The following is a 25,469-nucleotide window of genomic DNA, read 5'->3' as shown; positions in this document are numbered from 1 at the left end:
AGAGCATGTCGTTACCGATAGAGGATTATGCCCTGATCAGTGACTGCTTCACCGGGGCACTCGTCGGCAAGGACGGCAGCATCGATTGGCTGTGCGTTCCGCGCTACGACTCGCAATCGCTGTTCGGAGCCCTTCTCGGCACCGAGGAGCACGGCCGCTGGCTCTTGGCGCCCGACGACGCGACGGCGACCTCCACCCGGCGCTACGAGGGCGACACCATGATCCTCGTGACCCGGTGGACGACGGCCGACGGCGAGGTCGACGTGATCGACGCGATGCCGATGAGCGACGGGCGGGCCGACGTGGTGCGTCGGGTACGCGGTGTGCGCGGCACGGTTCGGATGCGGCAGGATCTCCGGCTCCGGTTCGGCTACGCGACCGCCATCCCGTGGGTGCGCAAAGACCACTCGGAGCATCCCCCGGCACTGATCGCGGTGGCCGGTCCCGACGCGATCGTGGTGCGCGGTGCCGCGCTCCACCCGACCGACCACAGCCACGCGGGCGTGTTCGACATCGAAGCGGGAGAGACGGTCGACCTCAGCCTCACCTGGTTCCGATCGCACCGCGACACCCCGGCTCCCCCGGATGTGGAGGCGGCTCTGGCCCAGACGCGCGAGTGGTGGACGACCTGGGCCGAAGGCGGCGAACACGAGGGCCCGTATCGGGAGGCCGTGGTGCGGTCACTGCTCATCCTTCGCGCCCTTACGCACCTGCAGACCGGCGGGATCGTCGCAGCGGCGACCACCTCGCTTCCCGAGAATTTCGGCGGCGAACGCAACTGGGACTACCGCTACGTGTGGCTGCGGGATGCCTCGCTCACCATCTCGGTGCTGCTCGCCCACGGCTACAACGACTACGTCGACCACTGGCGCAGCTGGCTGTTGCGCGCGGTGGCGGGCGACCCCGCCGACGTTCAGATCATGTACGGACTCTCCGGCGAACGCGACCTCGACGAGCGCACCATCGCGAGTCTGCCGGGCTACCAGGGCGCCTCTCCGGTGCGCGTCGGCAACGACGCGTCGAACCAGTTCCAGGCCGACGTGATCGGCGAGGTGATGCTCGCTCTCGCGCACGGCAGGCTCAACGGCGTGGAGGAGACCCGCTTCTCCTGGGCTCTCCAGCGTGCTCTGATGGGCTACCTCGAAGAGCACTGGCGTGAGCCCGATCACGGCATCTGGGAGATCAGAGGCGAGCCGAAGTACTTCACCCACTCGCGCGCACTGGTCTGGGCGGCCTTCGACCGAGCCGTGAAGGCGGTCGAAGAGCACGGTCTCGAGGGCCCGGTGGAGCGGTGGCGGATGCTGCGCGACGAGGTGCGCGCCGACGTCGAGGCGAACGGATTCGACCCGGAGCGCAACAGCTACGTGCAGTCCTTCCACAGCCAGGAGGTCGACGCGTCGCTGCTTCAGCTCGCACAGGTCGGCTACTGCGACTGGCAGGACCCGCGGATGCTGGGAACCGTCGCCGCCATCGAGAAGGACCTGCTGCGGGACGGGCTCCTGTTGCGCTATCGAACGGAGGCCGGGGTCGACGGGCTGCCGCCGGGCGAGCATCCGTTTCTCGCCTGCTCCTTCTGGCTGGTCGAACAGTACGCCCACTCGAATCGGCAGGAGGATGCGAAGAAGCTGATGGATCGGCTCCTCGCTCTCGCGAACGACGTGGGCATGCTCTCGGAGGAATACGACGTCGCCGGCCTCTCCCAGGCAGGGAACACGCCGCAGGCGCTCACCCACCTGACCCTGGTGCGGGCCGCCGACGCCATCGGCGGAGCGGAAGGGGTGCGATGACCGCGATGACAGCGACGGCGGCGGAGCCCAGCTGGCACCGCAAGCCGGCTTCCCGCGGCGCACGCATCGCCCGGGCGATCGTTGCCTGGGTCGCGGCCGCGCTCGTGCTCGTCATCGTCGGCTTCCTGGTCTGGGCGAACACGTACATGGAGGCCGAGCGCGCACCGCTCGACTCGGTGTGGGCAGACCCTGCGGTGTCCATCTCGGACCGCGGTGACTCGGTGGTGCTTGCACCCACCGGCGAGGCGTCAGGAGTCGGCCTCGTCTTCGTTCCCGGAGCGAGGGTCGATGCTTACGCCTACCTGTACAAGCTGTCGGGCGTCGTCGCCGCAGCAGGCGTGACGGTGGTCGTGACGAAGCCCATCCTCAATCTCGCGTTCTTCGATCAGCGCCCCCTCTCGACGTTCACGAGCCAGGCCCCGGCTGTCACCGACTGGTACGTCGGCGGCCACTCGCTCGGCGGGGTGAGGGCCTGCCAGTATGCGACCGACCCCGCGGTGAAAGGCCTGGTGCTGTTGGGCAGCTACTGCGCGAACGATCTCTCCACCACCGACCTCGCCGTGATCAGTCTGTCCGGCAGCGAAGACGGCCTCAGCACGCCTCAGAAGGTCTCGGATGCGCGCCACCTGCTGCCGGCGGATGCGACGATGACGGAGATCGCCGGGGCGAACCACGCGCGATTCGGCGACTACGGACCGCAGCCGGGCGACGGAACGGCCACGATCGGCACGAGCAGGATGCGCGACGAGGTCACCGCCGGTCTCAGTGGGTTCTGGGGCGGCGATGACTGACGCCCGTCCACTGGAAGACACGATTCTCGACGAGAGGATCGAGCTCGGCGTGCCCTGGGTAACGATCGTCTGGAACGACCCGGTGAACCTCATGTCGTATGTCACCTACGTGTTCGAGACGTACTTCGGATACCCGACCCATGAGGCGGAGCGGCTGATGCTCATGGTGCACGAGGATGGGCGGGCCGCGGTCGCCACCGGAACCCGCGAGGAGATGGAGCGCCACGTGGAGGCCATGCACGGCTACGGGCTCTGGGCGACGCTGACGAAGGCCGACGCGTGAGGGACTTCCGGCGCGAACGCGACGGCGCCGTCTGCGCGACCTTCGCAGCGGAGGAGGTCGAGATCATCGTGCAGCTCGCCGGCGAGAGCGCGGCCCTGGCCGACACGGCCCGCCGAGGAGCGGAACCCCGGAGCGACCCTGCCCTCATCCGTCTCCTGCCGGACGCCTACCCGGGGGACGCCGCCGCCTCGGCGGAGTTCCGGCGGTTCACCACCGACGGCCTCGCGGGACGCAAAGCGGAGAACGCCCGCACCGTGATCGCAACCCTCGCCACGCCGGGAGCCGGCGAGGTCGAGGTGCGGCTCGACGACGGCGCCTCGACGGCCTGGCTGCAGGCGATCACCGACATCCGTCTGGTGATCGCCGCACGGCTCGGCATCGTGCAAGACGGCGACGATGGCGACATCCATGATGAGCAGACGGCTCTGCTGCGCGCCGTCTACGACTGGCTCGCCTACGTTCAGGACTCGCTGGTGGGCGCGCTGCGTCGATAGCGATGCCGGTGGCGATGTCGGCGCCCGGGCGTACTTTGGGCGGCATGACAACGCTGGAGAACCGACCCAACACCGCGCTCCTGGTCATCGACGTGCAGAACGACGTCGTTCGAGGAGCCTACGAACGCGACACCGTCGTCGCCAACGTCGCAACGCTGGTCGACCGGGCGAGGGCAGAGAGCGTCCCTGTCGTCTGGGTGCAGCATTCCGACGACAACATCGTGCTCGGCAGCGAGGGCTGGGAGATCGTGCCCGAACTGAGCCGCAGCGACACAGAGTCGGTCGTGCAGAAGAACTACGGCGACGCCTTCGAGGCCACCGACCTTGAGACGGTGCTGTCAGGGCTGGGCGTCGGGCGACTGATCGTCGCCGGCGCTCAGACCGACGAGTGCATCCGGTCGACCCTGCACGGGGCGTTCACGCGCGGCTACGATGCCACCCTGGTCGGCGACGCCCACACCACCGAAGATCTCAGCGAGTGGGGTGCGCCGACCCCCGACCTGGTGATCGCCCACACCAACCTCTACTGGGACAACCACACCGCGCCCGGCCGCACAGCTTCGACGGTGTCGACCAGCGACGTCGACTTCGCCGGCTGAACGGCACTCGCAGGAACTGCCCCGGCAACTCACACCGGACAACTCACCACCGGGCAACTCACACCGGGAAGCGCACGGCGGCTGCGACCGCACCGCCTCCGGGCACGTCTTCGGCGCGCAGCGCGTACACCTTGGCCTTGGAGGCGAGCGAGCGCCGGATGATCTCGTCGACCACACCGTAGTTTCCGGGCTCGTCGTCGTCAGCGAGCGTGATCGCGCCACTCTCGTCGTCGATCGTGCCGGGAACACGTCGGTCGATGTCGAAGATCAGCGTCTCGACAGCACCGAACGTCGCGGCGCGCGCGATGTCGCTCAGGTCGGCAAGGGCCGTGCCGGCGGCGATCCTGCTGCCGAACTCGTCTTGCAGCTTAGCGACCTTCGAGGCGTACACGGTGTCGAGCACGTGACGTGCCGCAGCGGCCAGCTCCTCCTCCGACTTCTCCTCCGGACTGCCGGAGATGACCTCGTCGACGAGGTGCTGATACGTGTTCACCGCGGGATAGATGCCGAGGAGCGGTTCCGACGCAGCAAGGATGAGCGGCTCCGTCGAACTGGCGAGAAGCGGCCGCAGCGCGCGGTCGACGGCCTGCGCGTATTCGCGCATCCGCACCTTCTGGCCTTCTTCGCCCACATGACGGATGTCTCCGTTGCGGCTGGGCGGCGCGATCGGGCCGACGGCGTCGCTCACGTTCTCCGGAAGGTTCGGTACATCCACGACGGTCGCGGGCTCTTCGGCCGACACCTTGATGAGCCGGGACGATTTTCCGGCGAGCGCGATGATGTAAGCCGACTGCGGAAAGGTCACGGCACGGAAGAGCGGCTTGACGTAGAACCTGTCGGCGATGTCGCACGACGACGTCAAGCGGTTCGGCAGACGGAACGTCTCGCTGAACTCGCCGTTCAGGAACACCGCGAGCGAACGCGACTGGTAGCGCCAGAGATCGCGGTCGTCGAGGATGATCTCGCCCTCCGCGCGGATGCTGGCGACCCGCTCTTTCGGAACGCCCTTCTCCTCCAGCTGCCGCACGGCAAGAGCCAGGTGGTTCTTGAGCTCGATCCTGGCGCGGTCGGCCTCGGGAGGCGTCGTACCGGTCGGCAGATAGATCGACACTGCTCCGGGCTCGCGCAAGGCGGAGATCCTTTCGATGTCGGCCTTGGTCGGGATGTCTTTGTATTCCATTTCGGCTCCCTCGGTCGTCGATGTCCGGTTCCGCCAGTCTTCCGCCGGGGGCATCCGTTGACAACCCCCGAAAACCCGCCTACCGTCCCCTAAACCGGTTTAGAACGAGGGAGCGCAACGATGCGCGATACGAGAAAACTTCCTGTCTTCGGGCGAGTCGCGGTGGTCGCGGGAGCGGTTCTGCTGACCGTCACGGGCGCACAGCTGCCGGCTGCGGCGAGCGCCGGATCCACCGCTGCGGACACCGTGTCGGCGTCCGCATCCGCAGCGCCTGCGAAGCTCACGAACCTGGCGCACCTCGACTTCCTCCTCGACGACGTTCCCCTCCTGCCCGGTGTGCCCGGGCACACGACCTACGACCAGGCCGACCGACCGGTCGCCCGCGCTCCGTGGGTCTACGCCGATCGCCAGAGCGACGGCAGCTTCAAGCGGGTCGGCGGTGGCGCGATCACGAACGCCGCACAGGGCTGGTATGCCCAGGGCGCGTTCGACGCCGACGACATCTCCCGGGCAGCGGTCGTGTATCTCCGCGACTGGGCCCAGAACGGCACCGCCACGAGCAAGCAGACGGCGTACGACCTGCTGCGCTCGCTCACCTACCTTCAGACGAGCACCGGCGCGAACGCCGGCAACGTCGTGCTCTGGCAGCAGTCCGACGGCACGCTGAACCCGAGCGCCATCCCCGTCGAACTCCCCGATCCGAGCGACTCGGCCGAATCGTTCTGGCTGGCCCGTACGGTGTGGGCGCTCGGGGAGGGATACGCCGGTTTCCGGAAAGCCGACCCCGCGTTCGCCGCTTTCCTGCAGCAGAGGCTCACCCTCGCCCTCGGTGCCCTCGAGCGCCAGTCGCTGGCCGAGTACGGCAAGACCGCCATCGCAAACGGCGTTCGGGTGCCGTCGTGGCTGATCTCGGGCAGCGCCAGCGCGACATCGGAGGCTGTGCTCGGCCTGAGTGCCTACGTGCGGGCGAACCCGGCGGACCGCTCTGCGGCGAAGGCGCTCTCGCAGTATGCGGAGGGCATCGCTCGCCTGTCGAGCGGCGGCGTCGGCCAGTGGCCGTTCGGCGCTCTGCTCCCCGAAGCGAACTCGCCCACCTTCTGGCATGCCTGGGGTGGGATGGAGCCGGCAGCCCTCGCAAGCGCCTCGACGGTGCTCCACCGTTCCGATCTTCAGCGCGAAGCGGCGACGGACGCCGCACAGTTCACGGCGCAGCTGCTCGCCACCGGTGGCCCCGACAACGGCTGGACACCCACCCCCGCCGACCAGACCCAGATCGCCTACGGTGTGGACTCGCGGGTGCAGGGCCTGCTCGCCACCGCCGACGCCACCAGAGCCGCAGGGCTCGCGCAGCTCGCGACGGCGCAGGCCGCCTGGTTCTTCGGCGCCAACCCAGCGGGCGTACCCGTGTACGACCCGGCGACCGGCGTGTGCGTGGACGGGATCGCCGGCGACGGCACGGTCAACCGCAACTGCGGAGCCGAGTCGGTGATCCACACGGAGCTCACGATGCTGGCGCTGGACGCGCATCCCGCCGTCGCCGCCGGCGCCGTCTCGCTCACGCGGACCACCGCGACCGACGGTCTGCGGGTCGCCGAGGCCGAGACGGGTGCGCTCAGCGGTGCCGCATCGGTCGTTACCCCGCCATCCGCCTGGACAGGCTCCGCCAACTGGTCGGGCGGTGCGTACGTGCAGACGTCGGCCGGCGCCATGATCACGATCACCGTGCCCGCACTCGCGGGTGACACCCGGGTGCTTCCGATCGCGAACCTCGGCTCCGGTGGGCGCGGCAGCACGGACTGGACGGCCTCCGCTGGTGCCCGCACAACGCGACTCGGCGCGTCCGACAATGCCGAGCGGTCGCAGCAGGGAATCGCGCCCACCCCGGTGTTCCTCCTGCCTCAGACCCTGCGCGGTACCGCGCCGGCCGGAACGACGACGCTGACCGCCCGGGCCGGGGGTTCCGCGCAGCTGGATGCCGTGCTCCTGCAACCCCTCGTCTCGCACCTCGGGCTCGCCGGTGCGGGCGCATCCCTCGACATCTACGTCAACGCGGTCGACCGGCAGAGCCGCAAGCCCTCCGCGGCCACGGGCAACGTGACCGTCACGCGCTTCGACCGCTTCGGCCGCCAGGTCGGCTCGCCTGTTCGACAGAACGGCGGATCCATCGTCGTCGAGCCCGGCGGATTCACGACGGTGGCGAGCCGATGAAGGCAGCGCGGGTCACGATCAACGACGTCGCGCGCGTCGCCGGGGTCAGCAAGGGCCTCGTCTCCCTGGCGCTCAACGACAGGCGCGGGGTCGCCTCGGAGACGAGGGACCGCATCCTCTCCGCGGCACAGGACCTCGGCTGGAACCCCAACCCCGGGGCGCGCGGACTCAGCACGCGCCGGGCCTACGCGCTCGGCCTCATCCTGCGCCGAGACCCCACCACGATCGAGGTCGACCCCTTCTTCCCTGCGTTCATCGCCGGCGTGGAGACCGTACTGTCCGAGCGGGGCCAGGTGCTCGTGCTCAGCCTCGCCCGCGACCACCGCTCCGAGGCGCGCGCCTACGAACGGCTCGCCGCCGACGGCCGGGTGGACGGGTTTCTGATCACCGACCTCCTGGCGGACGACGCGAGGATCGGGCTCATCGAGTCGCTCGGGCTGCGCGCGGTCTCGCTCGGAGCGCCGGCGACCGAGAGCCCGTTCCCGGCCGTGACACGCGACCACGACCCCGGCATCGACGCTCTCCTCGATCACCTCGTCTCCCTGGGCCACCGCGAGATCGCACACGTCGCCGGGGATGAACGGATGCTGCACGGCCGCCGGCGCCGCGAGCGCTACGAGCACGCGATGCTGCGGGCGGGCCTTGTTCCACACGTGGTGCCGTCGGACTTCTCGCCCGAGGAGGGTGCAGAGGCCACCAAACGTCTGCTCGACGGCGAGCAACCGCCCACGGCGATCGTGTACGGGAACGACCCGATGGCCGTCGCCGGCATGGGCGTCGCCCACGAGCGAGGTCTGGTGCTGCCCAGGGACCTCTCGGTCACTGGCCTCGACGGGTCCCAGATCGGCACCTACGTCTACCCCGCCCTGACCACTCTCGACAACGACCCGACCGGGTGGGGCATCGCCGCCGCGAGCGCTCTGCTCCGACTCGTCGAGGAGGGCGAGTCCGACGATGTCGCCCTCCCGCCCGCACGACTCGTCGTGCGAACGTCCACCGCCCCACCGAACCAGCAGCAGCACTGAACGAAGGAATCGAACAATGCAAAGACGCAGAATCGCGATCGGCATCGTCACCGCGGCCGCCATCGCCGGCACCATCGCCGGTTGCGGCAGCAGCGGGGGCAACGCATCGGACGCCATGAAGGCGCACGGCCCCATCACCATCTGGTATTCGAACAACGCCCAGGAGGTGCAGTGGGGCAAGGCGATGGTCTCGTCGTGGAACTCCGCGCATCCGAAGGAGAAGATCAAGGCCCAGGAGGTGCCTGCGGGCAAGAGCACGGAGGAGGTGCTGGGAGCCGCCATCACCGCGGGGACCACGCCTTGCCTCGTGTTCAACAACCTTCCCGCTGTCACCGGCCAGTTCCAGAAACAGGGCGGCCTGGTCGACCTGTCGAAGTTCAGCGACGCGAACTCCTACATCGAGACCCGTAGCGGCAGCGCGGCCGACCAGTACAAGTCGGCCGACGGCGACTATTACCAGATGCCGTGGAAGCAGAACCCGGTGATGATCTTCTACAACAAGGAACTGTTCGCTAAAGCGGGACTGAGCGCAGACTCCCCCGACCTCTCGACCTACGACAAGTTCATCGCTGCAGCGAAGCAGATCAAGTCGAGCGGCGCTGCGCCGTACGCGATCTACCCGGCCCCGACGAGCGAGTTCTTTCAGCCGAACTTCGACTATCTGCCGCTGCTGGCGGCTCAGACCGGCGGCAAGGGCATGATCGAAGACGGCAAGGCCACCATCGCCGGCAAGGACGGCCTCGAGGTCGCCAACTTCTGGCGCACGATCTACAGTGACGGCCTCGCCGGCAACGAGCAGTACCAGGGCGACGCCTTCGCCGACGGCAAGGCCGCCATGGCGATCGTCGGGCCGTGGGCCATCGCGTACTACGGCGACAAGGTGAAATGGGGCTCCGTTCCTGTTCCCACGAAGGACGGTGTGGCAGCCGACAAGACGTACACCTTCCCGGATGCGAAGAACGTCGGCATGTACACGTCGTGCAAGAACCAGGGCACGGCCTGGGATGTGCTGAAGTTCGCGACCAGCAAGGACCAGGACAACAAGCTCCTCACCGTGACCGGTCAGATGCCCATCCGCGACGACCTCGCCACGGTGTACGCCGACTACTTCGCCGCGCACCCGGACTACAAGGAGTTCGGCTCGCAGTCGGCTCGCACGGTCGACGACCCGTCCGGCCCCAACACGGTGGCGCAGCTGCAGGCGCTCCGCAACGCGTACACGAAATCGGTGATCTCCGGCTCGGGAAGCGTCGAAGACGCGTTCAAGGCTGCGGCCGAGAAGATCGACAAGCTGCAGGCGCAGAAGTAGCCATGTCGACCATCCGCACCACCTCCGGCGGCGGAGGCGCATCCACCCCCGCCGCCGGGCGCCCTCCGAAGGAGCGACGGCGCGCGAACCAGGCGTCCAAGCCCCTGATTCAGCGGATCTTCGGACGCAACCCGATGGGTTGGCTGTTCAGCGCTCCGTACCTGATCTTCGTGCTGGTGATCTTCGCCTACCCGCTGCTGTTCGCAATCTACATGTCGTTCTTCGACTACTTCTTCGCGGCTCCCGGGGCCGTCGTCGACCGTCCGTTCGTCGGGCTCGACAACTATCTGAACGCGTTCACCGACCCGGCCGTTTTGCAGTCGTTCGGCAATGTCGGCATCTTCCTGATCATCAACGTGCCACTGACGGTCGTGCTCAGCATCGTTCTCGCCAGCGGCCTCAACAGCATCAAACGCTTCCGCACCTTTCTGCGCGTGAGCTACTACGTCCCGTACGTGACCGCCAGCGTGGCGATCATCGGCGTGTGGCTGTTCCTGTTCAACCAGGACGGGCTCGTCAACCAGATCCTGGGGCCGCTCGCGCCGAACCCGAGCTGGTTCGTCAACCCGACGCTCGCGATGCCGATGATCGCGATCTACGTCACGTGGAAGCAGCTCGGGTTCTACATCCTGCTGTACCTCGCAGCACTGCAGAACGTTCCGACCGAGCTCTACGAGTCGGCCTCCACCGACGGCGCCGGCCGGGTGCGGCAGTTCTTCTCGGTGACCGTTCCCGGTGTTCGACCCGCGACCGTGCTCGTGCTGCTGCTGTCGACCATCGTCGGCGCGAACCTCTTCACGGAGCCGTACCTGCTCACCGGCGGCGGCGGTCCGAACGGAGCGTCGACCTCCCCTGTGCTCCTCATCTATCAGCAGGGCATCCAGCAGGGCCACCCCGGGTTCGCCGCCGCGATCGGCATCGTGCTCGTCGTGGTCGTGCTCATCATCGCCTACTTGCAGAACCGATTCGCGGGAGACCGAGACTCATGACCACCACTGTCATTCCAGGATCCACCGGCGATGCCGCCGCACCGCGGGAGCCGTCCCGTCGGCGGCGCCCGAAGGCCGACCTGTCGTCGCCGAGGTCGCTCAGCCGCGGCCAGGCGGTGGTGCAGGGGATCGTGCTCACCATCGGTGCGCTCGCGTTCCTCTTCCCCTTCTACTACATGCTGGTCGCGTCGTTTCAGGCCACCCCGAACCCGACGGTCGCCGGCGCTTTCCCGAACCCGAGCAACCTGACCTTCAACAACTACGTGAACATCAACGACCGGATCAACCTGTGGAGCGGTCTGGCGAGTTCGGGGATCTTCACGGCAGGCGTCATCGTGTGCACCGTGGTGTTCGGCCTGCTCGCCGGGTACGCGCTGTCGATCCTTCAGTGGCGGGGCCGGGGAGTCACGTTCGCGCTGGCGCTGCTGGTGCAGGTCATCCCGTTTCAGCTGCTGATGATTCCGCTCTACGTGCTGATCGCCCGCAACTACGGTCTCGCCGACAACTATCTCGGCATGATCCTGCCGTTCGCCATCAACTCGACGGCGGTGCTGATCTTCCGGCAGTACTTCCTGCAGATACCGAAAGAGCTCTTCGACGCCGCCAGGATCGACGGCGCCGGTGAGTTCGCCATCATGCGGCGGATCGCCCTGCCTCTCGTGCGTCCCGCGCTCGTGACGGTGCTGCTGCTGACCTTCATCGGACCGTGGAACGAGTTCCTCTGGCCCTTCCTCATCACGAAAGAGGCCTCGATGCAGCCGCTGGCGGTGTCACTCGCGAACTACATCAGCACCGTCGCCGCCTCCACGACGAACCCGTACGGGGCCATCCTCGCCGGCGCCGTCGTGCTCGCGGCTCCCGTGGTCGTGCTGTTCATCGTCTTCCAGCGCTACTTCACCTCCACCGACATCGGCTCGGGGGTGAAGGGATGAGCGCGGTGGCGCCCGAGGGAGTCTCGCCGGACAGAGCGCCGGTCGACGCCGCCGCCCTGCGCGCGGCGTATGCCGAGGCCATGCAGCACACCAATGCGCTGACCGACGTCATCTCGACCGACCAGTTCTCGGCCGAGTACCCCGAACGCCCCGACTGGGCGATCGGACCGTTCGCCCGCGACGAGACGCTCACCTTCCGGCTCGACCGCCAGTGGAACGACCCGACCGGAATCGGCTGGAGAAGCGACTCGATCTTCAACCCGACCCTGATCGAGCGGGAAGACGAGCTGCACATGTTCTATCGGGCCTCTCCGCGCAAGGAGTCGACGTCGAGCAGGATCGGCCACGCGGTGCGGCGGGACGGAGAGTGGACGGACTCCCCCGCGAATCCGATCGTGTACCCCACGCTCGCCAACGAGACCCTCGGCTGCGAAGACCCGAAGATCTACGCCGTCGACGGCAGATATGTGCTGTTCTACAACGCGATCTGGCGCACCGACACCGGCGAGGTCGCGTGCGACATCATGCTGGCGGTCTCTGACGATCTGGCGCACTGGGACAAGCGCGGCCTCGCCGTGCCCTACGAGGTGTCGCAACTCTGGGCGAAGGGAGCCGTCGTGCCCCGGGATGCCGCCGGAAACGCCGTGCGCATCGGTGGCGACTACCTGATGTTCCTGTCGGAGGGCTGCGGAGGGCGGCCGATGGTCGGCCGGTCTGACGACCTGGTCTCCTGGCGCTTCGAGGAGCACCCGTACCTCGACCTGTCGGCGCTCGGCGGCTCGTTGCACGAGGTCGCCTGCGCCGTCGCCGACGGCCCCGACCTCGTTCTCGATTTCTTCTACGCCGACCGGAACGGCGACTTCGCAGCGGCCCAAGCCCTCTACTCGCCCGACGACCCGTTCCACCAGCTCGACGTCCACCGCGGCGGCTCCCTGGCCTGGGGCGGCCTGCAGAAGCTTGGGGACGAGTGGGCTTTCGCCCAGGGCTGGGACGCCCCGGCCTCCTCCCGCGAGATGTACTTCTACCGTTCCACCGGAAGGGCCACACGATGAGCACCCCCGAGCAATTCCCGTATGCCCTCGCCCGGGTCGGCGTGGTGATGACGCCCGAGCCCGGCAATCCTCTGGAGACGGAGGGCGTGCTGAATCCGGCCAGTGGTCGTGGCCCCGACGGCGAGCTCTACCTGCTGCCGCGCCTGGTCGCGAGCGGCAACGTCTCGCGTGTCGGTCTGGCGAAAGTGGATGTCGTCGACGGCGTTCCCGTCTCGGTCGCCCGCGAAGGGGTCGTGCTCGAGCCCGAGCGCGAGTGGGAGAAGGGCGCGAACAACTCGGGGGTCGAAGATCCACGGGTCACGTTCATCCCCGCTCTCGCGCTGCACGTGATGACGTACGTGGCGTTCGGTCCGCTCGGTCCGCGCACCGCCGTCGCCACCTCGAGCGATCTGCGCGAGTGGCGCCGCCTCGGGCCGGTCACCTTCGAGTACGACGACGACCTGGGCGTCGACCTCGGGCTGTACCACAACAAGGACACCGTGTTCTTTCCCGAGCCGGTGGTCGCCCCCGACGGAACGCACAGCCTCGCGGTGCTGCACCGCCCGGTGTGGGAGCTCGGCGAGGTGCGGCCCGGCGAAGGCAACCGTCCACCGGCGACGGTGCCCGAACCGCGCCCCAGCATCTGGATCGCCTTCGTGCCCCTGGATGCGGTGCGCGGCGACCTGCGCGAACTCGCGCGCTGGCGGCAGAACCGGTTTCTCGCCGGCCCCGAGTATCCGTTCGAGGAGCTGAAGATCGGTGCGGGCCCGGCTCCCCTCCGCGTGCCGGAGGGGTGGCTGCTGCTGCACCACGGGGTGACCGGCGTGATCGTGAACTCGATGGCGCAGCAGCAGAACGTCAACTACGGCGCCGGGGCGATGCTGCTCGACGCCGAAGAGCCGTGGCGGGTGCTCGACCGCACCAGCGCGCCGCTGCTCTCAGCCGAAACGGAGGACGAACGCAGCGGCATCGTGCCGAACGTGGTCTTCCCGACCGCGATCGAGGCGGTCGACGGCGAAACCTTCGTCTTCTACGGCATGGCCGACTCGAAGATCGGTGTCGCGAGGCTCGAGAGGACGGCCCTTCCCTAGCGACCGGGTTCGGCGCACAGTGGAGACATGAACATCGCCTTCCTGGGTCTCGGCCGCATGGGCCGAGAGCTCGTTCCCCACCTCATCGACGCCGGCCACCGGGTGACGGCCTGGAACCGTTCGCCCGAACCCGCCCAAGTGATCGGCCGACGCGGCGCCCACGTCGCCGCCACCGCCGGTGAGGCCGTCGGCACTGCGGAGGCCGTCGTCTCCGCTCTGTTCGGCCCCGACACCGTGCGGGAGGTCATCCTCGACGGCGACCTGCCTTTCGCCCCGCACGCGCTCTGGGTCGACGTGACGACCGTCTCCCCCGCCGACGCGACGGAGTTCGCCTCCTGGGCGGACGGAGTCGGGGTGCGCTACGTCCACTCTCCCGTGATCGGGTCACTCGCACCCGCGCGCGCCGGAAAGCTCGGCGTCCTGGTCGGCGGCGAGCTGGATGCGGCCCGCGAGGCCCGCAAGATCGTCGCCCTCTGGGCCGATCCTGACAAGCTGAGGATGCTCGGCTCTCCCGCCAAGGCCGCCACCGGCAAGCTCATCGCCAACCTGGCCCTCGCCGTCTCCGCGGAGGCGCTCATCGAATCCCTTCGTCTGGGCGAAGCCGGCGGTCTCGACCAGCGGGAGGTGCTCGACACACTCGGCATCACGACCATCGCACCGATCGCCGGGATGAAGGGCGAGACCATCGTCTCCGGCGACTTCGACGACACCCAGTTCTCGGCAGCGCTGCTCGCCAAAGACCTCGGCCTGATGCTGGCGACCGCCGAGAAGCCGCTCCCCGCCGTCGCCCTCGTGGCGGAAGCTCTCCGGCGCGCGATCGACGCCGGCGACGGCGAACGCGACTTCACGGTGATCGCGCGCGACTGAGCGACGGCCAGCCGGGCGCGAGCTACACCGCGACGGGCTGCCCCGTGGCCGCCGAGGCCTGCGCCGCCGCGACGATCTGCAGTGTGCGCACGCCCACGTCCCCGCCCGGCACGGCGGGGCGTCCCTCGCGGACAGCGTGCAGAAACTCGCCCAGCATCGCCGCGTCGAGGTCGTCGCCCGTGCCCGTCCAGACGGGACCGCCGAGGTCGTAGCCGCTGACGTGCTGCGCGAACGGCGCGACCGTGATCGTGCCGCGCGTCCCCGTGATCTGCAGGGTGACACCACCCCAGGTGGCTGCCGAGTCGGGAACGCTCCACGAACAATCGATCGTCGCGACGACCCCCGAAGGATAGACGGCGGTGACCAGCCCACCGGTCTCGACCTGCACGCCGGAGTCCGCGTGGAGCATCCGGTTGCTGACGGCCCGCACGGTGGCAGGCAGCTCTCCGAGCAGTTCGTCGAGCAGGTCGGCGCAGTGCACCACGTGGTCGACGAGCGCACCGCCGCCCGAGAGCGCAGGGTCGGTGAACCAGGCCCTGTCCGCCAGCGGGATCTTCCCGTTGTTCGTGCCCTTCACCCCGACGACGGTGCCGAGCTGGCCGGAGCGCACGCGCGCGACGGCATCCCGGAACGAGGATGCGAAGCGCACCGGGTATGCGGTCATCAGCGTGACGCCGGCACGCTCGGCCGCCGCCACCATCGCTCGCGCGTCGTCGACGGTCGTCGCCAGCGGCTTCTCGCACAGGATGTGAGCCCCCGCCGCCGCCGCTTGCTCGACGAGCGAGCGGTGCCGAGCGTTCTCGGCCGTGACGATCACCGCGTCGGGCCCCCAAGCCAGCGCCTCCTCATAGCTGTGAACGTACGGCACACCGAGCATGCCGGCGAGGTCGGCGCCGCGGGGCGAGTCGTCGGGCGCGCTCGCGCCGTCGGGGTCCGTGATCACCAGCTCGATGTCGTCGCGCCCCGCGAGCAGTCGGCTGTATCCGATCGCGTGCGTGTGCGCGAACGACAGCACCGCCACTTTCAGCTTGCGACGATCGGCCACGGCCACTTCCTCTTCTCGGTTCATGCGCTCACCCGCGCGCTCTCGGTCGTGCTCTCGGTCGTGCTCTCGAATGTGCTCTCGGTCGCGATCGTGGCGTCCAGCGCGACCTCCACCGCCAAGCCGGTGCGGATCGACCGGGCGGCGGCCTCGGCGAGCGCGACGGCTCGGATGCCGTCGGCCGCGGAAACGCGCGGCTCCGGGCCACCGAGTGCGGCAGCGGCGAGCTCACGCAGCTGCGTCGTGTACGGGCTCTCCGCGTGCGCGGGCGGCGGCAGGTAGCCGTCGGTCTCTTGGGCCGACGGCACATCCATCGTCACGGGAACGTCGACGCCCGAGTCGATGGCGAGGACTCCTTTCGTTCCCGCAATGTCGGCGCTCGTGCGGAAGGTCGTCCCGCGCGCACCCCACGTGCCCTGCACATGACTGATCGCGCCCGAGCGGTGCGTCAGCACGACGTGTGCGGTCACGACCTCCGGCACGATGCCCGCGACGCTCGGCGGACTCTGCACCGCGTAGACCTGGCTCACCTCCCCGGCCAGCCAGAGCGCCTGGTCGAGGTCGTGGATCATCTGGTCGAGCACGATGCCGCCTCCGGCGTTCTCGTCGAAGAACCACGAGCCGGCGCGGGGCGCCTCGCCACCTCGCACGAACCGCAGCACGGCGGGCTCGCCGATCCGGCCCGCATCCACCTCGGCCTTGATCGCCGCGTACTCGGGGAAGAACCGCACAACGTGGGCCGGGAACACGCGCAGCCCGGCGGCCTCAGCGGCGGCGGCGATCTCCCGCGCCTCTGCCGACGTCGCAGCGAGCGGCTTCTCGCAGATCACCGGCCTGCCCGCGGCGATCGCTGCCAGCGCGAGGTCACGGTGGGAACGGCTCGACGTGACGATGTCCACGATGTCCGCTCGGGCGAGCAAAGACTCCAGGTCAGGCGCGACGCCGAACCCGTACCGCTCGGCGAGGGCCTTGGCGCCGTCGTGCGAATACACGGTCACCTCCGCGCCGAGTTCGCGCCAGCCGGCAGCATGGACGTGCGAGATACCGCCGGCGCCGATCAGGCCGACTCGAAGAGTGTTCACAGAACTTCTTTCTACTTCATACCCGAGAATGCGATGCCGTCGATGACGCGCTTCTGCATGATCAGGAACAGGATGAGCACGGGCGCCATCGCGAGGAGGCTGGCCGCGAGCAGCAGCGGATAGTCCGGAATGGACCGCTGACTTGTGAGCGTGGCGATGCCGGCCGACAGCGGCATCTGGGTGGAGTCGGTCGCCACGATGAGCGGCCAGAGCAGGTCGTTCCACGACGCGAGCACCGTGATGATCGCGAGCGCGGACAGGCCCGGCTTCGCCAAGGGCAGCATCACCTTCCAGAAGGTCTGGAAGTGATTCGCGCCGTCGAGGCGTGCTGCCTCCGCCAGCTCGTCCGGCAGCCCGAGGAAGAACTGCCGCATCAGGAAGGTGCCGAACGCGCTGAAGATGCCGGGCGCCGCGATACCGGCGATGGTGTTCAGCCAGCCGAGCCCCTGCACGATCTGGTACTGCGGAAGCAGGTAGACCTGCGGCGGCACCATCAGGATGGCGAGCACGAGCCCGAAGATCGTGCGCTTGAACGGAAAGTCCATCCGGGCGAACGCGTAGCCCGCCATCGAGCAGAGCAGCAGTTGCCCGACCGTGCGGATGATCGTCACGGCCACCGAGACCCAGAGCTGGTTCAGAAACGGCAACTGGTCGAACACGTGCGCGAAGTTCTCCCAGTGCAGCGTTCCCGGCCAGACGGTCGGCGGCACCGAGGTCACCTGCGCGTTCGTGGAGAGGGACATCAGGATCTGCCACACGAACGGGAAGATCATGAACACGGATGCGACGATCAGCACCACGTGCGTGGCGCCGGTGCCGATCCAGGCGCGCGATCCCTTGGCACGCATCCCGGCGCCGCGGATGTCGACGGCACTAGACATAGTTGACCCACCTCTTCTGCATGCGGAACTGAAGAATCGTGAACACGCCCACAAGCAGCAGGATCGCCACTCCGACAGCGGCCGCGTAGCCGTTGTCGCCCGTCTGCTGGTGCTGGAAGAACAGGTACACCATCGACTGCGTGTTGTTGATCGCCGGGTTCTGCGTGCCCATCAGCGCGTACAGCAGGTCGAACAGCTGGAACCCCGTGATGACGGTCATCACCGAGACGAAGAAGATCGACGGGCTGAGCAGCGGAACGGTGATCGCGAAGAACTGCCGCAGCCGGCTCGCGCCGTCGAGCGACGACGCCTCGTACATCTCCGGCGGGATGCCCTTCATGCCGGCCGAGAGCACGATCAGGTTGAACCCGACCGAGATCCACATCCCGACGATTCCGACGGCGATCAGCGCCACCCATTCGGTCGAGAGCCAGTTGGGCCCCTTGATGCCCACCAGCGAGAGCACGTAGTTGAGCATCCCGAAGTCGCCGTTGAAGATGATGCGCCACACCATCGAGACGGCGGCCGGCATGGCCACATACGGGAGGAAGAACGCCGTGCGATACAGGGCGGCGAACCTCAGGCCCGGCCGGTTGATCAGACTCGCGAAGATGACGGCGAGCGGGATGCCGACGAGCAGGAAGCCGACGTAGATGAGCGTGTTGAGGATGGACCGCCAGAACATCGGGTCCGACAGCATCGTCTCGTAGTTGGTGAGGCCGCTCCAGGTCGCGCCGCCGAACACGCCCCACGTCGTGAAGCTGAAGTAGGCGTTGCGGATGATCGGCCAGATGTAGAACACGACCACGCCGAACAGGAGCGGCAGCACGAACAGCGCCGCCCACAGCCATTCCTTCTTCTTGGCGCGCGACACACCGCGCGACGGACCGCGGTTTCGGCCGCGTGCCGCCCTGGCGGGTGCCGCCGTCGTGGCGACGGCACCCGCTTCATCCGTGATCGTCGAGGTGGACATCATTCTTTCGCGAGGGCCGCGTTCATCTTGTCGGCGAGCTCTTTGGCGACGTCGGCCACCGGCCGCTTGCCGTCGAAGGCGTCGGGGAGCAGGTCGGACTCGAGCTTGTTCCAGGCAGCCGTGTTCTTCGAGATCGGGTAGGGGAACGACGAGTCGTTCGCCTCGGTCAGGAAGATGTTCAGATCCCACGGAGCCGTCTTCACGAAGGCCTCCTGGGTGTCGTTGAACGCGGGGTTCGCCGCGCCGAGTTCGGCCTGGATCTCTGCCGCCTTCTTGCCTGCGAGGTAGTTCTGGAACGCGACGGCTGCCGCCTTGTTCTTCGACTCCTTGGACACGACGTTGGCGAGGCCGTGGATGACGGTCGCGCTGCGCTCACCCTTGGGCAGCGGCACGAGCGCGATCGAGTCCTTGATCGGCGAGCCGAGCAGCTCCGCGTTCGACCAGGTGCCCGACCAGAACATGGCCGATTTGCCGTTGATGAACCACTGGTCCTGGGGCGTGTCCGACAGCTGCGAGAGCGACGGGGACGAGCCGTCGGCCACGAGGTCGCGCACGAACTGCAGCCCCTTGATCGTCTTCGGATCGTCGTAGCCCGACGTCTTGCCGTCTTTCGAGATGACCGAGCCGCCGGCCTGCAGGATGGTGTTGTAGTAGACCTCCTGGCCGCCCGCCAGCCCGCTGGCCACGCCGTAGATGCCGTCGCCCTTCAGCTTGTCGGAGATCTCTTTGGCCTTCTGATGGAACTCGTCCCACGTCCAGTCGGCGGTGGGATACGCGACGCCCGCCTTGTCGAAGATCGCCTTGTTGTAATAGACCGCGATCGTGTCGAAGTCCTTCGGGGTGCCGTACTGCTTGCCGTCGTAGCTGTAGAGCTCGTTCAGGGCGGCCGGGTAGTTCGAGGGGTCGACGGCCGAGCTCACCGGCTCCAGCATCCCGTTGGAGGCGTAGAGCTGGAAGTTCGGGCCGTTCATCCAGAACACGTCGGGCAGCGTCTTCGACGAGCCCTGGGTCTGCAGCTTGGTGAAGAAGTTCTGGTACGGCGTGATCTGCTCGGTCACCTTGATCTTCGGGTACTCCTTGTTGAAGTCCTTGATCAGGGCATCCATCGCCGGCTTCTGGTTGGAGTCCCAGAACGCGTACGAGATGCTGGCCGAGAGATTAGGATCGGCAGTGGCATCGGAGCCGCTCCCAGTTGTCGATGAGCAGCCGGCTAACAGGGCAGCGGCAGCAACCGCGGCTCCAGCGGCGAGCAGAGCTTTTCGCATTGGATCTCCTTGTGATCGAGGGGTGTTCTGGTGCTGCCCGGGCCGGCGACTTGCTCTCGCCGGCCCGGGACGTTTCTGGGGATGCGCGGGCGCCGCGGCTACAGCAGCCGCGCCACATGCTCGGCGACGGGTGGAACGGATCTCGGCCGGGCGCCGTCTCTCAGCGATTCCGTCGCGGCGACCGCTGTCGCCACCGCGTTCCGCGCCGCGATCGGCGAGGTCTCGGTCGCTGCTCCGTCACGCACGAAGTCGACGAACTCCGCGACGGTGAGTGCGTCGGCGTCGCCGTGCCCGCCGGAGTCCCCGTGCACGCGGTATTCGACGTCTCCCCGGGGCTCGTAGTCGGTGCGGCGGTTCCACACCCGCACGACACCGCCTTCGGAGTCTCCGAAGTTCTCCAGCCGCCCCTCCGTACCGATGACGGTGTAGTTGCGCCAGTAGTCCGGCGTGAAGTGGCACTGCTGGTACGAGGCGAGAACACCGTTGTCGAGTCGCATGGTGATCATCGAGATGTCCTCGACGTCGATCACCGGGTTCAGCTCGGTCTGGCTGAGCGGCGGCCAGTTGTCGTGCGAGAACCAGTCCGGCATCGTGCGGTCGGAATTGTCGCGGCGGTCGTCGATGCCGCCGTACACGGCGAGGTCGCCCATCCCGGTGACCTGGGTCGTGTACCCACCGGCCAGCCAGTGGATGATGTCGATGTCGTGCGCACCCTTCTGCAGCAGCAGGCCGTTCGCCTTCGCGCGCTCCGCGTGCCAGTCCTTGAAGTAGTAGTCGCCGCCGTTTCCGACGAAGTGCCGGCACCAGACCGCCTTGACCTCGCCGATGTCGCCGCGGCGGATGATGTCGCGCATGATGCGCACGACCTCCATGTGCCGCATGTTGTGACCCACGTAGAGCTTGGTGCCGCTCTCGGCGGCGGCCTGGAGGATGGCGTCGGCGTCGGCGAGGGCGATCGCCAGCGGCTTCTCGAGATACACGGCGATTCCGGCGCGCAGCAGGTCGATCGCGATCTCGGCGTGCGTGTGATCCGGGGAGGTCACGAACGCCGCATCCACCATTTGGTCGCTCGCGATCAGCTCACGGTGGCCCCGGAAGAGCCGTACACCGTCGCCGTAGGATGCGCGGGCGCGTTCCAGCGCCGCCTCACTCGGATCGGCGACGGCGACGATCGCCCCCGCGCCGCTCGTGACGGCGTTCTGGGCGATGTACGACCGCGCGCCCACTCCGATGACGGCGAGCTTCAGCGGCGTGCGCTGGATGGTGGTCATGACGGGAAGACCCTTTCTGCGAGCGTCCGCACGCTCGCGATGTCGATGTGCGGTTCGGTGATGTCCGCGACGCCGTAGACACGCTCGGCGCACTCGGCGAAGGCCAGGGCCAGCGCGCCGAGCACCACGGACTCCGCCCCCAGTTCCGACTCGATGATCGGCGGCCTGATCGGCAGCGGGATGGCACCCCAGACGGCACGGCGCAACGGCTCGAGCAAGGCGTCGCCCGCCCGGGACAAACCGCCACCGACCACGACCACGTCGGGATCGATGGCCATGGCCACGGTCGCGATCCCGGTGGCGAGACCGCCGACGAACCGCTCGATCTCGGCGATCGAATCGGCGTCGCCCTCGATCGCCCGGCGGAAGACCTCCTCGCCGCTGTCGGCCGTGCTCCACGTGAGCTGTCCGCGAGCGTTGACCTGCTTGGAGAAGACGATGTCGCCGACCTCGCCTGCGGCACTGTGGCTTCCCCGGCGCAGGCGGCCGCCGATGATGAGCCCCATCGAGATGCGGTGGCCGGCGAAGAAGTACACGACGTCGTCGCGCATCCGGGCGGCGCCCATCCTGTGCTCCGCGAGCGCTGCGAGCCGCATGTCGTTCTCGACCATCACGTCGCAGCCGAACCGGGTGCGGAGGTGGCCGGCGACATCCACTCCCTCCCAGTCGGGAAAGTTGCGCGACACGAGCAGCCGCCCGTTCTCGCCGACGAGGCCCGAAACCGCGACCGTCATGAACAGGAGCTTGCGACGATCGACTCCACTGCCGTCGAGGCAGCGATCGATCGCCTCCTCGACCGCTTGCATCCTGCCGGGCCCGGCGAAGCTGTCGTCCACGGCCTCGTCGGCCCAGGCCACGACCGCGCCCGCCAGATCGGCGACGGCCACCCGGATGCGGTGGATTCCGACATCGACGCCGATCGCGTAACCCGATCCCCCGGCGAACTCGTAGAGGCGGGCCGGCCGGCCGGCACCCCGGCCGCCGAGGGTGTGCTCGGCGACCTCGCGGACGATGCCGCGCTCGCCCATCTGCGAGAGCGCCGCTTCGACGGTCGGACGCGAGAGTCCGGTGCGGGTCGCGACCTGTGCCACCGTGGCCCGGCCGCCGTCCCGCAACGCCACTGCGCACCGCGCGGCGTTGCCGGCCCTCAGGCGTGAAGCCTCGGGCTCCTGGGTGCGTTCGACGACCATCCGGTTCAGCTCCATCACTGCCTGGCGAACGCTCCCGCTATTTCGAAAGAGCGTTGCGTAATTGATTTCGGTCAGTAAAGCATGGCTGCGAATCAGCGGTCAAGACATTTCGAATAGAACTCAAGGCGGTTGCGTAAATGTGCAGAATCCTGCTCGCAACGATCACTCTGGACTCCCGTTGTTGCGGTCACGTTTCCAGTTCGTTGCGCAATGAGGCGCGCGTTTCAGCGCACGACCGCGCCGCCCGGTAGCGTTCCAGCCGTGACGTCGACGATCGAGAACCTGTCAACCGAGACCCGCACCTACCGGCCCGATGCAGCCTTCGCCGACCAAGCGAACCTGGGGGCCGACGCCTGGGAGCTCGCGGCCGACCCGGTGCCCTTCTGGGAGGCGCAGGCCGACCGTCTCGACTGGCGCACCCGGTGGGAGATCGCGCACACGTGGGAGCCCGCCGTCGACACCGGCGAGCGCGACGCGAACGGTGAGACCGTCCTCAGCGTTCCGAAGGCGACCTGGTTCGCCGGCGGCACGCTGAACGCCGCCGTGAATTGCGTCGACCGCCATGTGGACGCCGGCAACGGCGACCGGGTCGCCATCCACTTCGAGGGTGAGCCTGGAGACCGTGAGACGATCACGTACGCCGACTTGCAGAGACGCGTCGCTCAGGCGGCGAACGCCCTCGAAGAGCTCGGCATCGGCGAAGGCGACCGAGTCGTCGTGTACCTGCCGGTCATCCCTGAGACGATCGTGATCACTCTCGCGATCGCCAGGCTCGGCGCCATCCACTCCCTCGTGTTCGGCGGCTTCTCGGCCGAGGCGCTGCGGTTCCGGGTGGAAGACACCGGCGCCAAGCTCCTCGTCACCTCCGACGGGCAATTCCGCCGCGGGCGCGCCGTCGCCGTCAAGGAGGCCGCAGACGCCGCCGTCTCCGGAACGAACGCCATCGAGCACGTGCTCGTCGTGCGCCGCACGGGCGACCTCACACCGGACATCCCCTGGACCCCGGGGCGCGACGTCTGGTGGCACGAGACGGTCGACGTCGCCGCCGACGTGCACTCGCCCCGGTTCTTCGACGCCGAGACGCCCCTGTTCATCATCTACACGTCGGGCACCACCGGCAGGCCGAAGGGCGTCGTGCACACCACCGGCGGATACCTCACCCAGGCGTCCTGGAGCCACTGGGCGCTGTTCGACGCCAAAGACGCAGACGTCTACTGGTGCACCGCCGATCTCGCCTGGGTCACGGCGCACACTTATGTGCTCTACGGTCCGTTCTCCAACGGCGCGACCTCGGTGATCTACGAGGGAACGCCGAACACGCCGCATCCCGGCCGCCATTTCGAGGTCATCGAACGCTACGGGGTCACCACGTACTACACGGCGCCGACGCTCATCCGCACACTCATGACCTGGTTTCCGGATGGCGTTCCCAGCCGCTGGGATCTGACCAGCATCCGTCTGCTCGGCACCGTCGGCGAGGCGATCAACCCCGAGGCCTGGGTGTGGTTCCGCGACAACATCGGCGCCTCGACGGCTCCGATCGTCGACACCTGGTGGCAGTCGGAGAGCGGCTCGGCCATCGTCGCTCCCCTGCCCGGCGTCTCGACGCTCAAGCCGGGATCGGCGACCCGGGCCGTGCCGGGCGTGACCGTGCGGATCGTCGACGAGGCCGGCGACCAGGTGCCGAACGGCGCCGGCGGCTACATCGTGATCGACGGAACCTGGCCGTCGATGGCCCGAACCGTCTGGGGCGATCCGCAGCGCTACCTCGACTCGTACTGGCGGCGCTACGCCGACCGCGGCTACTTCCTCGCCGGCGACGGCGCCAAGTACGACGCCGACGGCGACATCTGGCTGCTCGGCCGCATCGACGACGTCATCAACGTCTCCGGCCACCGCCTCTCGACGATCGAGATCGAGTCCGCCCTCGTGTCGCATCCGAGCGTGGGCGAGGCCGGGGTCGTCGGGGTTGCGGATGCGACCACCGGTCAGGCGATCGCGGCATTCGTCATCGCGGGTCGGCCGCTCGACGCCGCGGAGCACGACCGGCTCCGAGCGGACCTGCGACAGCACGTGAGCCACGAGATCGGCCCGATAGCCAAACCGCGCGACATCGTCATCGTGCCCGACCTCCCCAAGACGCGCTCCGGCAAGATCATGCGCCGCCTCCTGGTCGACCTCTTCGAGGGCCGGCCGCTCGGCGACACGACCTCGCTGCAGGACGACTCGGTGCCCGAGCAGATCGCGGACCTGCTGCGAGGGGTCAGGGCAGGTTGATCAGAGCGTCGTGATCAGGCCGCCGTCGATGGTGACCGTCGCGCCGGTGATGTTCCCGCCGCGTTCGCCGGCCAGCCACAGCACCACGTCGGCGACCTCCTCAGCGCGAGTGAACCTGCCGGTCGCGGCCCCGGCCGCCGCTCCGCGCGCCACATCCTCCGGGCGCTGACCTGTCGCTTTCGCCACGGTCTCGGCGACACCGCCGGCGCCGAGCCACAGCGCCGTCTCCACCGGGCCGGGGCACACGCTGTTGACCCGGATGCCCTGGGGCGAGAACTCTTTCGAGAGCGATTTCGCGAAGTTGGTGAGTGCAGCCTTGGCGGCGCTGTAGTCGATCACATCGGGATCGGGAAGGAACGCGTTCACCGAGCTCACGTTCACGATCGTGCCATGACCGGCGGCGAGCATGACCGGAAGGGCCGCGCGCGTGGTGCGCACCGCCGCCAGCAGGTTCAGGTTCAGGGATGCATCCCACTGCTCGTCGGTGACCGCGAGAAACCCGCCGACCCGCGTCTTGGCGAGCCCGACATTGTTCACCAGGAGGTCGATCCTCTCCCCTGCCGCCGCGATCAGCGCCTCCGGCGCCGCCGGGTCACTCAGGTCGACCGCCACGAATTCGACGGCGCCACCGTCGACCAGCTCTGCGATCTCCGCCGTGATCGTGCGCGCACCGGCGACGACGTGCGCTCCCTCTCCGACCAGGGCACGCACGACGGCGAGCCCGATCCCCTTGCTTGCCCCCGTGACGACCGCGCGCTTACCCTCTAGCCCCAGTTCCATGGGCCGAGCGTATGGCTCGCCGCGCCCCCGCGTCTACGACGAGTTCCGCCCACGTGCCTGTCACCCCGCGGGCGTGTCCACCGAGGGGTCCCGACACGCCGTTACGACACGCGGTCGGACGG

The 25,469-nt window shown here is 68.3% G+C and carries 23 protein-coding genes; 14 read left to right on the top strand and 9 right to left on the bottom strand.

Features of this window, described 5'->3' with window-relative positions; translation table 11 throughout:
- The first annotated feature begins 5 nt into the window (after positions 1-5).
- Genes ACFVWR_RS06310 through ACFVWR_RS06290 form a run of 5 tightly spaced genes read left to right on the top strand, consistent with a single transcriptional unit; the run spans position 6 to position 3,954 of the window.
- Positions 6-1,787 carry a glycoside hydrolase family 15 protein gene (locus ACFVWR_RS06310; RefSeq protein ID WP_387209162.1) on the top strand — a complete coding sequence of 594 codons (1,782 nt, stop codon included), beginning with the start codon at positions 6-8 and terminating at the stop codon, positions 1,785-1,787.
- The gene (locus ACFVWR_RS06305; RefSeq protein WP_387209159.1) at positions 1,784-2,578 is read left to right on the top strand and encodes an alpha/beta hydrolase; all 795 of its coding nucleotides are present in this window, start codon (positions 1,784-1,786) and stop codon (positions 2,576-2,578) included. Before ACFVWR_RS06310 ends, ACFVWR_RS06305 begins: the two co-directional genes overlap by 4 nt.
- Positions 2,571-2,861 carry an ATP-dependent Clp protease adapter ClpS gene (gene clpS / locus ACFVWR_RS06300; RefSeq protein WP_387209157.1) on the top strand — a complete coding sequence of 97 codons (291 nt, stop codon included), beginning with the start codon at positions 2,571-2,573 and terminating at the stop codon, positions 2,859-2,861. Before ACFVWR_RS06305 ends, clpS begins: the two co-directional genes overlap by 8 nt.
- Positions 2,858-3,355: a DUF2017 domain-containing protein gene (locus ACFVWR_RS06295; RefSeq protein ID WP_387209155.1), complete on the top strand. Its 498-nt coding sequence runs from the start codon at positions 2,858-2,860 to the stop codon at positions 3,353-3,355. Before clpS ends, ACFVWR_RS06295 begins: the two co-directional genes overlap by 4 nt.
- A 44-nt stretch (positions 3,356-3,399) precedes the next feature.
- Positions 3,400-3,954, top strand: coding sequence for an isochorismatase family protein (locus tag ACFVWR_RS06290; protein ID WP_387209153.1), 555 nt, complete (start codon positions 3,400-3,402; stop codon positions 3,952-3,954).
- A 58-nt stretch (positions 3,955-4,012) separates the two neighbouring features.
- Here the strand turns inward: ACFVWR_RS06290 and ACFVWR_RS06285 are convergent, their stop codons facing one another.
- Complete coding sequence (locus ACFVWR_RS06285; RefSeq protein WP_387209151.1) at positions 4,013-5,134, bottom strand: hypothetical protein; 1,122 nt, start codon at positions 5,132-5,134, stop codon at positions 4,013-4,015.
- Between the two features lie 120 nt (positions 5,135-5,254).
- Here ACFVWR_RS06285 and ACFVWR_RS06280 point away from each other — a divergent pair, with 120 nt between their 5' ends.
- Genes ACFVWR_RS06280 through ACFVWR_RS06245 form a run of 8 tightly spaced genes read left to right on the top strand, consistent with a single transcriptional unit; the run spans position 5,255 to position 14,586 of the window.
- The gene (locus tag ACFVWR_RS06280; protein ID WP_387209149.1) at positions 5,255-7,342 is read left to right on the top strand and encodes a hypothetical protein; all 2,088 of its coding nucleotides are present in this window, start codon (positions 5,255-5,257) and stop codon (positions 7,340-7,342) included.
- On the top strand, positions 7,339-8,367 hold the full coding sequence (locus ACFVWR_RS06275; protein ID WP_387209147.1) for a LacI family DNA-binding transcriptional regulator: 1,029 nt from the start codon (positions 7,339-7,341) through the stop codon (positions 8,365-8,367). Before ACFVWR_RS06280 ends, ACFVWR_RS06275 begins: the two co-directional genes overlap by 4 nt.
- 16 nt (positions 8,368-8,383) lie before the next feature.
- Positions 8,384-9,676 carry an ABC transporter substrate-binding protein gene (locus tag ACFVWR_RS06270; protein WP_387209145.1) on the top strand — a complete coding sequence of 431 codons (1,293 nt, stop codon included), beginning with the start codon at positions 8,384-8,386 and terminating at the stop codon, positions 9,674-9,676.
- A 2-nt stretch (positions 9,677-9,678) separates the two neighbouring features.
- Positions 9,679-10,665, top strand: a complete 987-nt coding sequence (locus tag ACFVWR_RS06265) for a carbohydrate ABC transporter permease (RefSeq protein ID WP_387209143.1) — start codon at positions 9,679-9,681, stop codon at positions 10,663-10,665.
- Positions 10,662-11,597: a carbohydrate ABC transporter permease gene (locus tag ACFVWR_RS06260; RefSeq protein ID WP_387209141.1), complete on the top strand. Its 936-nt coding sequence runs from the start codon at positions 10,662-10,664 to the stop codon at positions 11,595-11,597. Before ACFVWR_RS06265 ends, ACFVWR_RS06260 begins: the two co-directional genes overlap by 4 nt.
- Before the next feature lie 5 nt (positions 11,598-11,602).
- Positions 11,603-12,649 carry a hypothetical protein gene (locus ACFVWR_RS06255; protein ID WP_387209139.1) on the top strand — a complete coding sequence of 349 codons (1,047 nt, stop codon included), beginning with the start codon at positions 11,603-11,605 and terminating at the stop codon, positions 12,647-12,649.
- Positions 12,646-13,719, top strand: coding sequence for a glycosidase (locus ACFVWR_RS06250; RefSeq protein ID WP_387209137.1), 1,074 nt, complete (start codon positions 12,646-12,648; stop codon positions 13,717-13,719). Before ACFVWR_RS06255 ends, ACFVWR_RS06250 begins: the two co-directional genes overlap by 4 nt.
- 27 nt (positions 13,720-13,746) lie before the next feature.
- Positions 13,747-14,586, top strand: a complete 840-nt coding sequence (locus tag ACFVWR_RS06245; RefSeq protein WP_387209135.1) for an NAD(P)-dependent oxidoreductase — start codon at positions 13,747-13,749, stop codon at positions 14,584-14,586.
- Positions 14,587-14,608: 22 nt separating this feature from the next.
- Here ACFVWR_RS06245 and ACFVWR_RS06240 read toward each other — a convergent pair whose 3' ends face one another.
- The 7 genes from ACFVWR_RS06240 to ACFVWR_RS06210 form a co-directional block, all read right to left on the bottom strand.
- On the bottom strand, positions 14,609-15,655 hold the full coding sequence (locus tag ACFVWR_RS06240) for a Gfo/Idh/MocA family protein (RefSeq protein ID WP_387209133.1): 1,047 nt from the start codon (positions 15,653-15,655) through the stop codon (positions 14,609-14,611).
- Positions 15,652-16,710 carry a Gfo/Idh/MocA family protein gene (locus tag ACFVWR_RS06235; RefSeq protein ID WP_387209131.1) on the bottom strand — a complete coding sequence of 353 codons (1,059 nt, stop codon included), beginning with the start codon at positions 16,708-16,710 and terminating at the stop codon, positions 15,652-15,654. The genes ACFVWR_RS06240 and ACFVWR_RS06235 overlap by 4 nt, the downstream gene beginning before the upstream one ends.
- An 11-nt stretch (positions 16,711-16,721) precedes the next feature.
- Positions 16,722-17,591, bottom strand: coding sequence for a carbohydrate ABC transporter permease (locus ACFVWR_RS06230; protein ID WP_387209129.1), 870 nt, complete (start codon positions 17,589-17,591; stop codon positions 16,722-16,724).
- The gene (locus tag ACFVWR_RS06225; protein WP_387209127.1) at positions 17,584-18,564 is read right to left on the bottom strand and encodes a carbohydrate ABC transporter permease; all 981 of its coding nucleotides are present in this window, start codon (positions 18,562-18,564) and stop codon (positions 17,584-17,586) included. The genes ACFVWR_RS06230 and ACFVWR_RS06225 overlap by 8 nt, the downstream gene beginning before the upstream one ends.
- Positions 18,564-19,829, bottom strand: a complete 1,266-nt coding sequence (locus ACFVWR_RS06220; RefSeq protein ID WP_387209124.1) for an ABC transporter substrate-binding protein — start codon at positions 19,827-19,829, stop codon at positions 18,564-18,566. The genes ACFVWR_RS06225 and ACFVWR_RS06220 overlap by 1 nt, the downstream gene beginning before the upstream one ends.
- Before the next feature lie 98 nt (positions 19,830-19,927).
- On the bottom strand, positions 19,928-21,100 hold the full coding sequence (locus ACFVWR_RS06215) for a Gfo/Idh/MocA family protein (RefSeq protein WP_387209122.1): 1,173 nt from the start codon (positions 21,098-21,100) through the stop codon (positions 19,928-19,930).
- A complete protein-coding gene (locus ACFVWR_RS06210; protein ID WP_387209337.1) occupies positions 21,097-22,305 on the bottom strand; it encodes an ROK family protein in 1,209 nt (402 codons plus the stop codon). The genes ACFVWR_RS06215 and ACFVWR_RS06210 overlap by 4 nt, the downstream gene beginning before the upstream one ends.
- Positions 22,306-22,500: 195 nt before the next feature.
- Between ACFVWR_RS06210 and acs the strand changes: the two genes are divergently transcribed.
- A complete protein-coding gene (acs, locus tag ACFVWR_RS06205; protein WP_387209120.1) occupies positions 22,501-24,567 on the top strand; it encodes an acetate--CoA ligase in 2,067 nt (688 codons plus the stop codon).
- Here acs and ACFVWR_RS06200 read toward each other — a convergent pair whose 3' ends face one another.
- Positions 24,568-25,347 carry an SDR family NAD(P)-dependent oxidoreductase gene (locus tag ACFVWR_RS06200; protein ID WP_387209118.1) on the bottom strand — a complete coding sequence of 260 codons (780 nt, stop codon included), beginning with the start codon at positions 25,345-25,347 and terminating at the stop codon, positions 24,568-24,570.
- Positions 25,348-25,469: the final 122 nt, after the last annotated feature.

Origin of the sequence: Leifsonia sp. NPDC058292 (genome assembly GCF_042880955.1) — a bacterium.
Taxonomy (GTDB): Bacteria; Actinomycetota; Actinomycetes; order Actinomycetales; family Microbacteriaceae; genus Leifsonia.
This window is presented reverse-complemented; position numbering and strand designations above follow the sequence as displayed.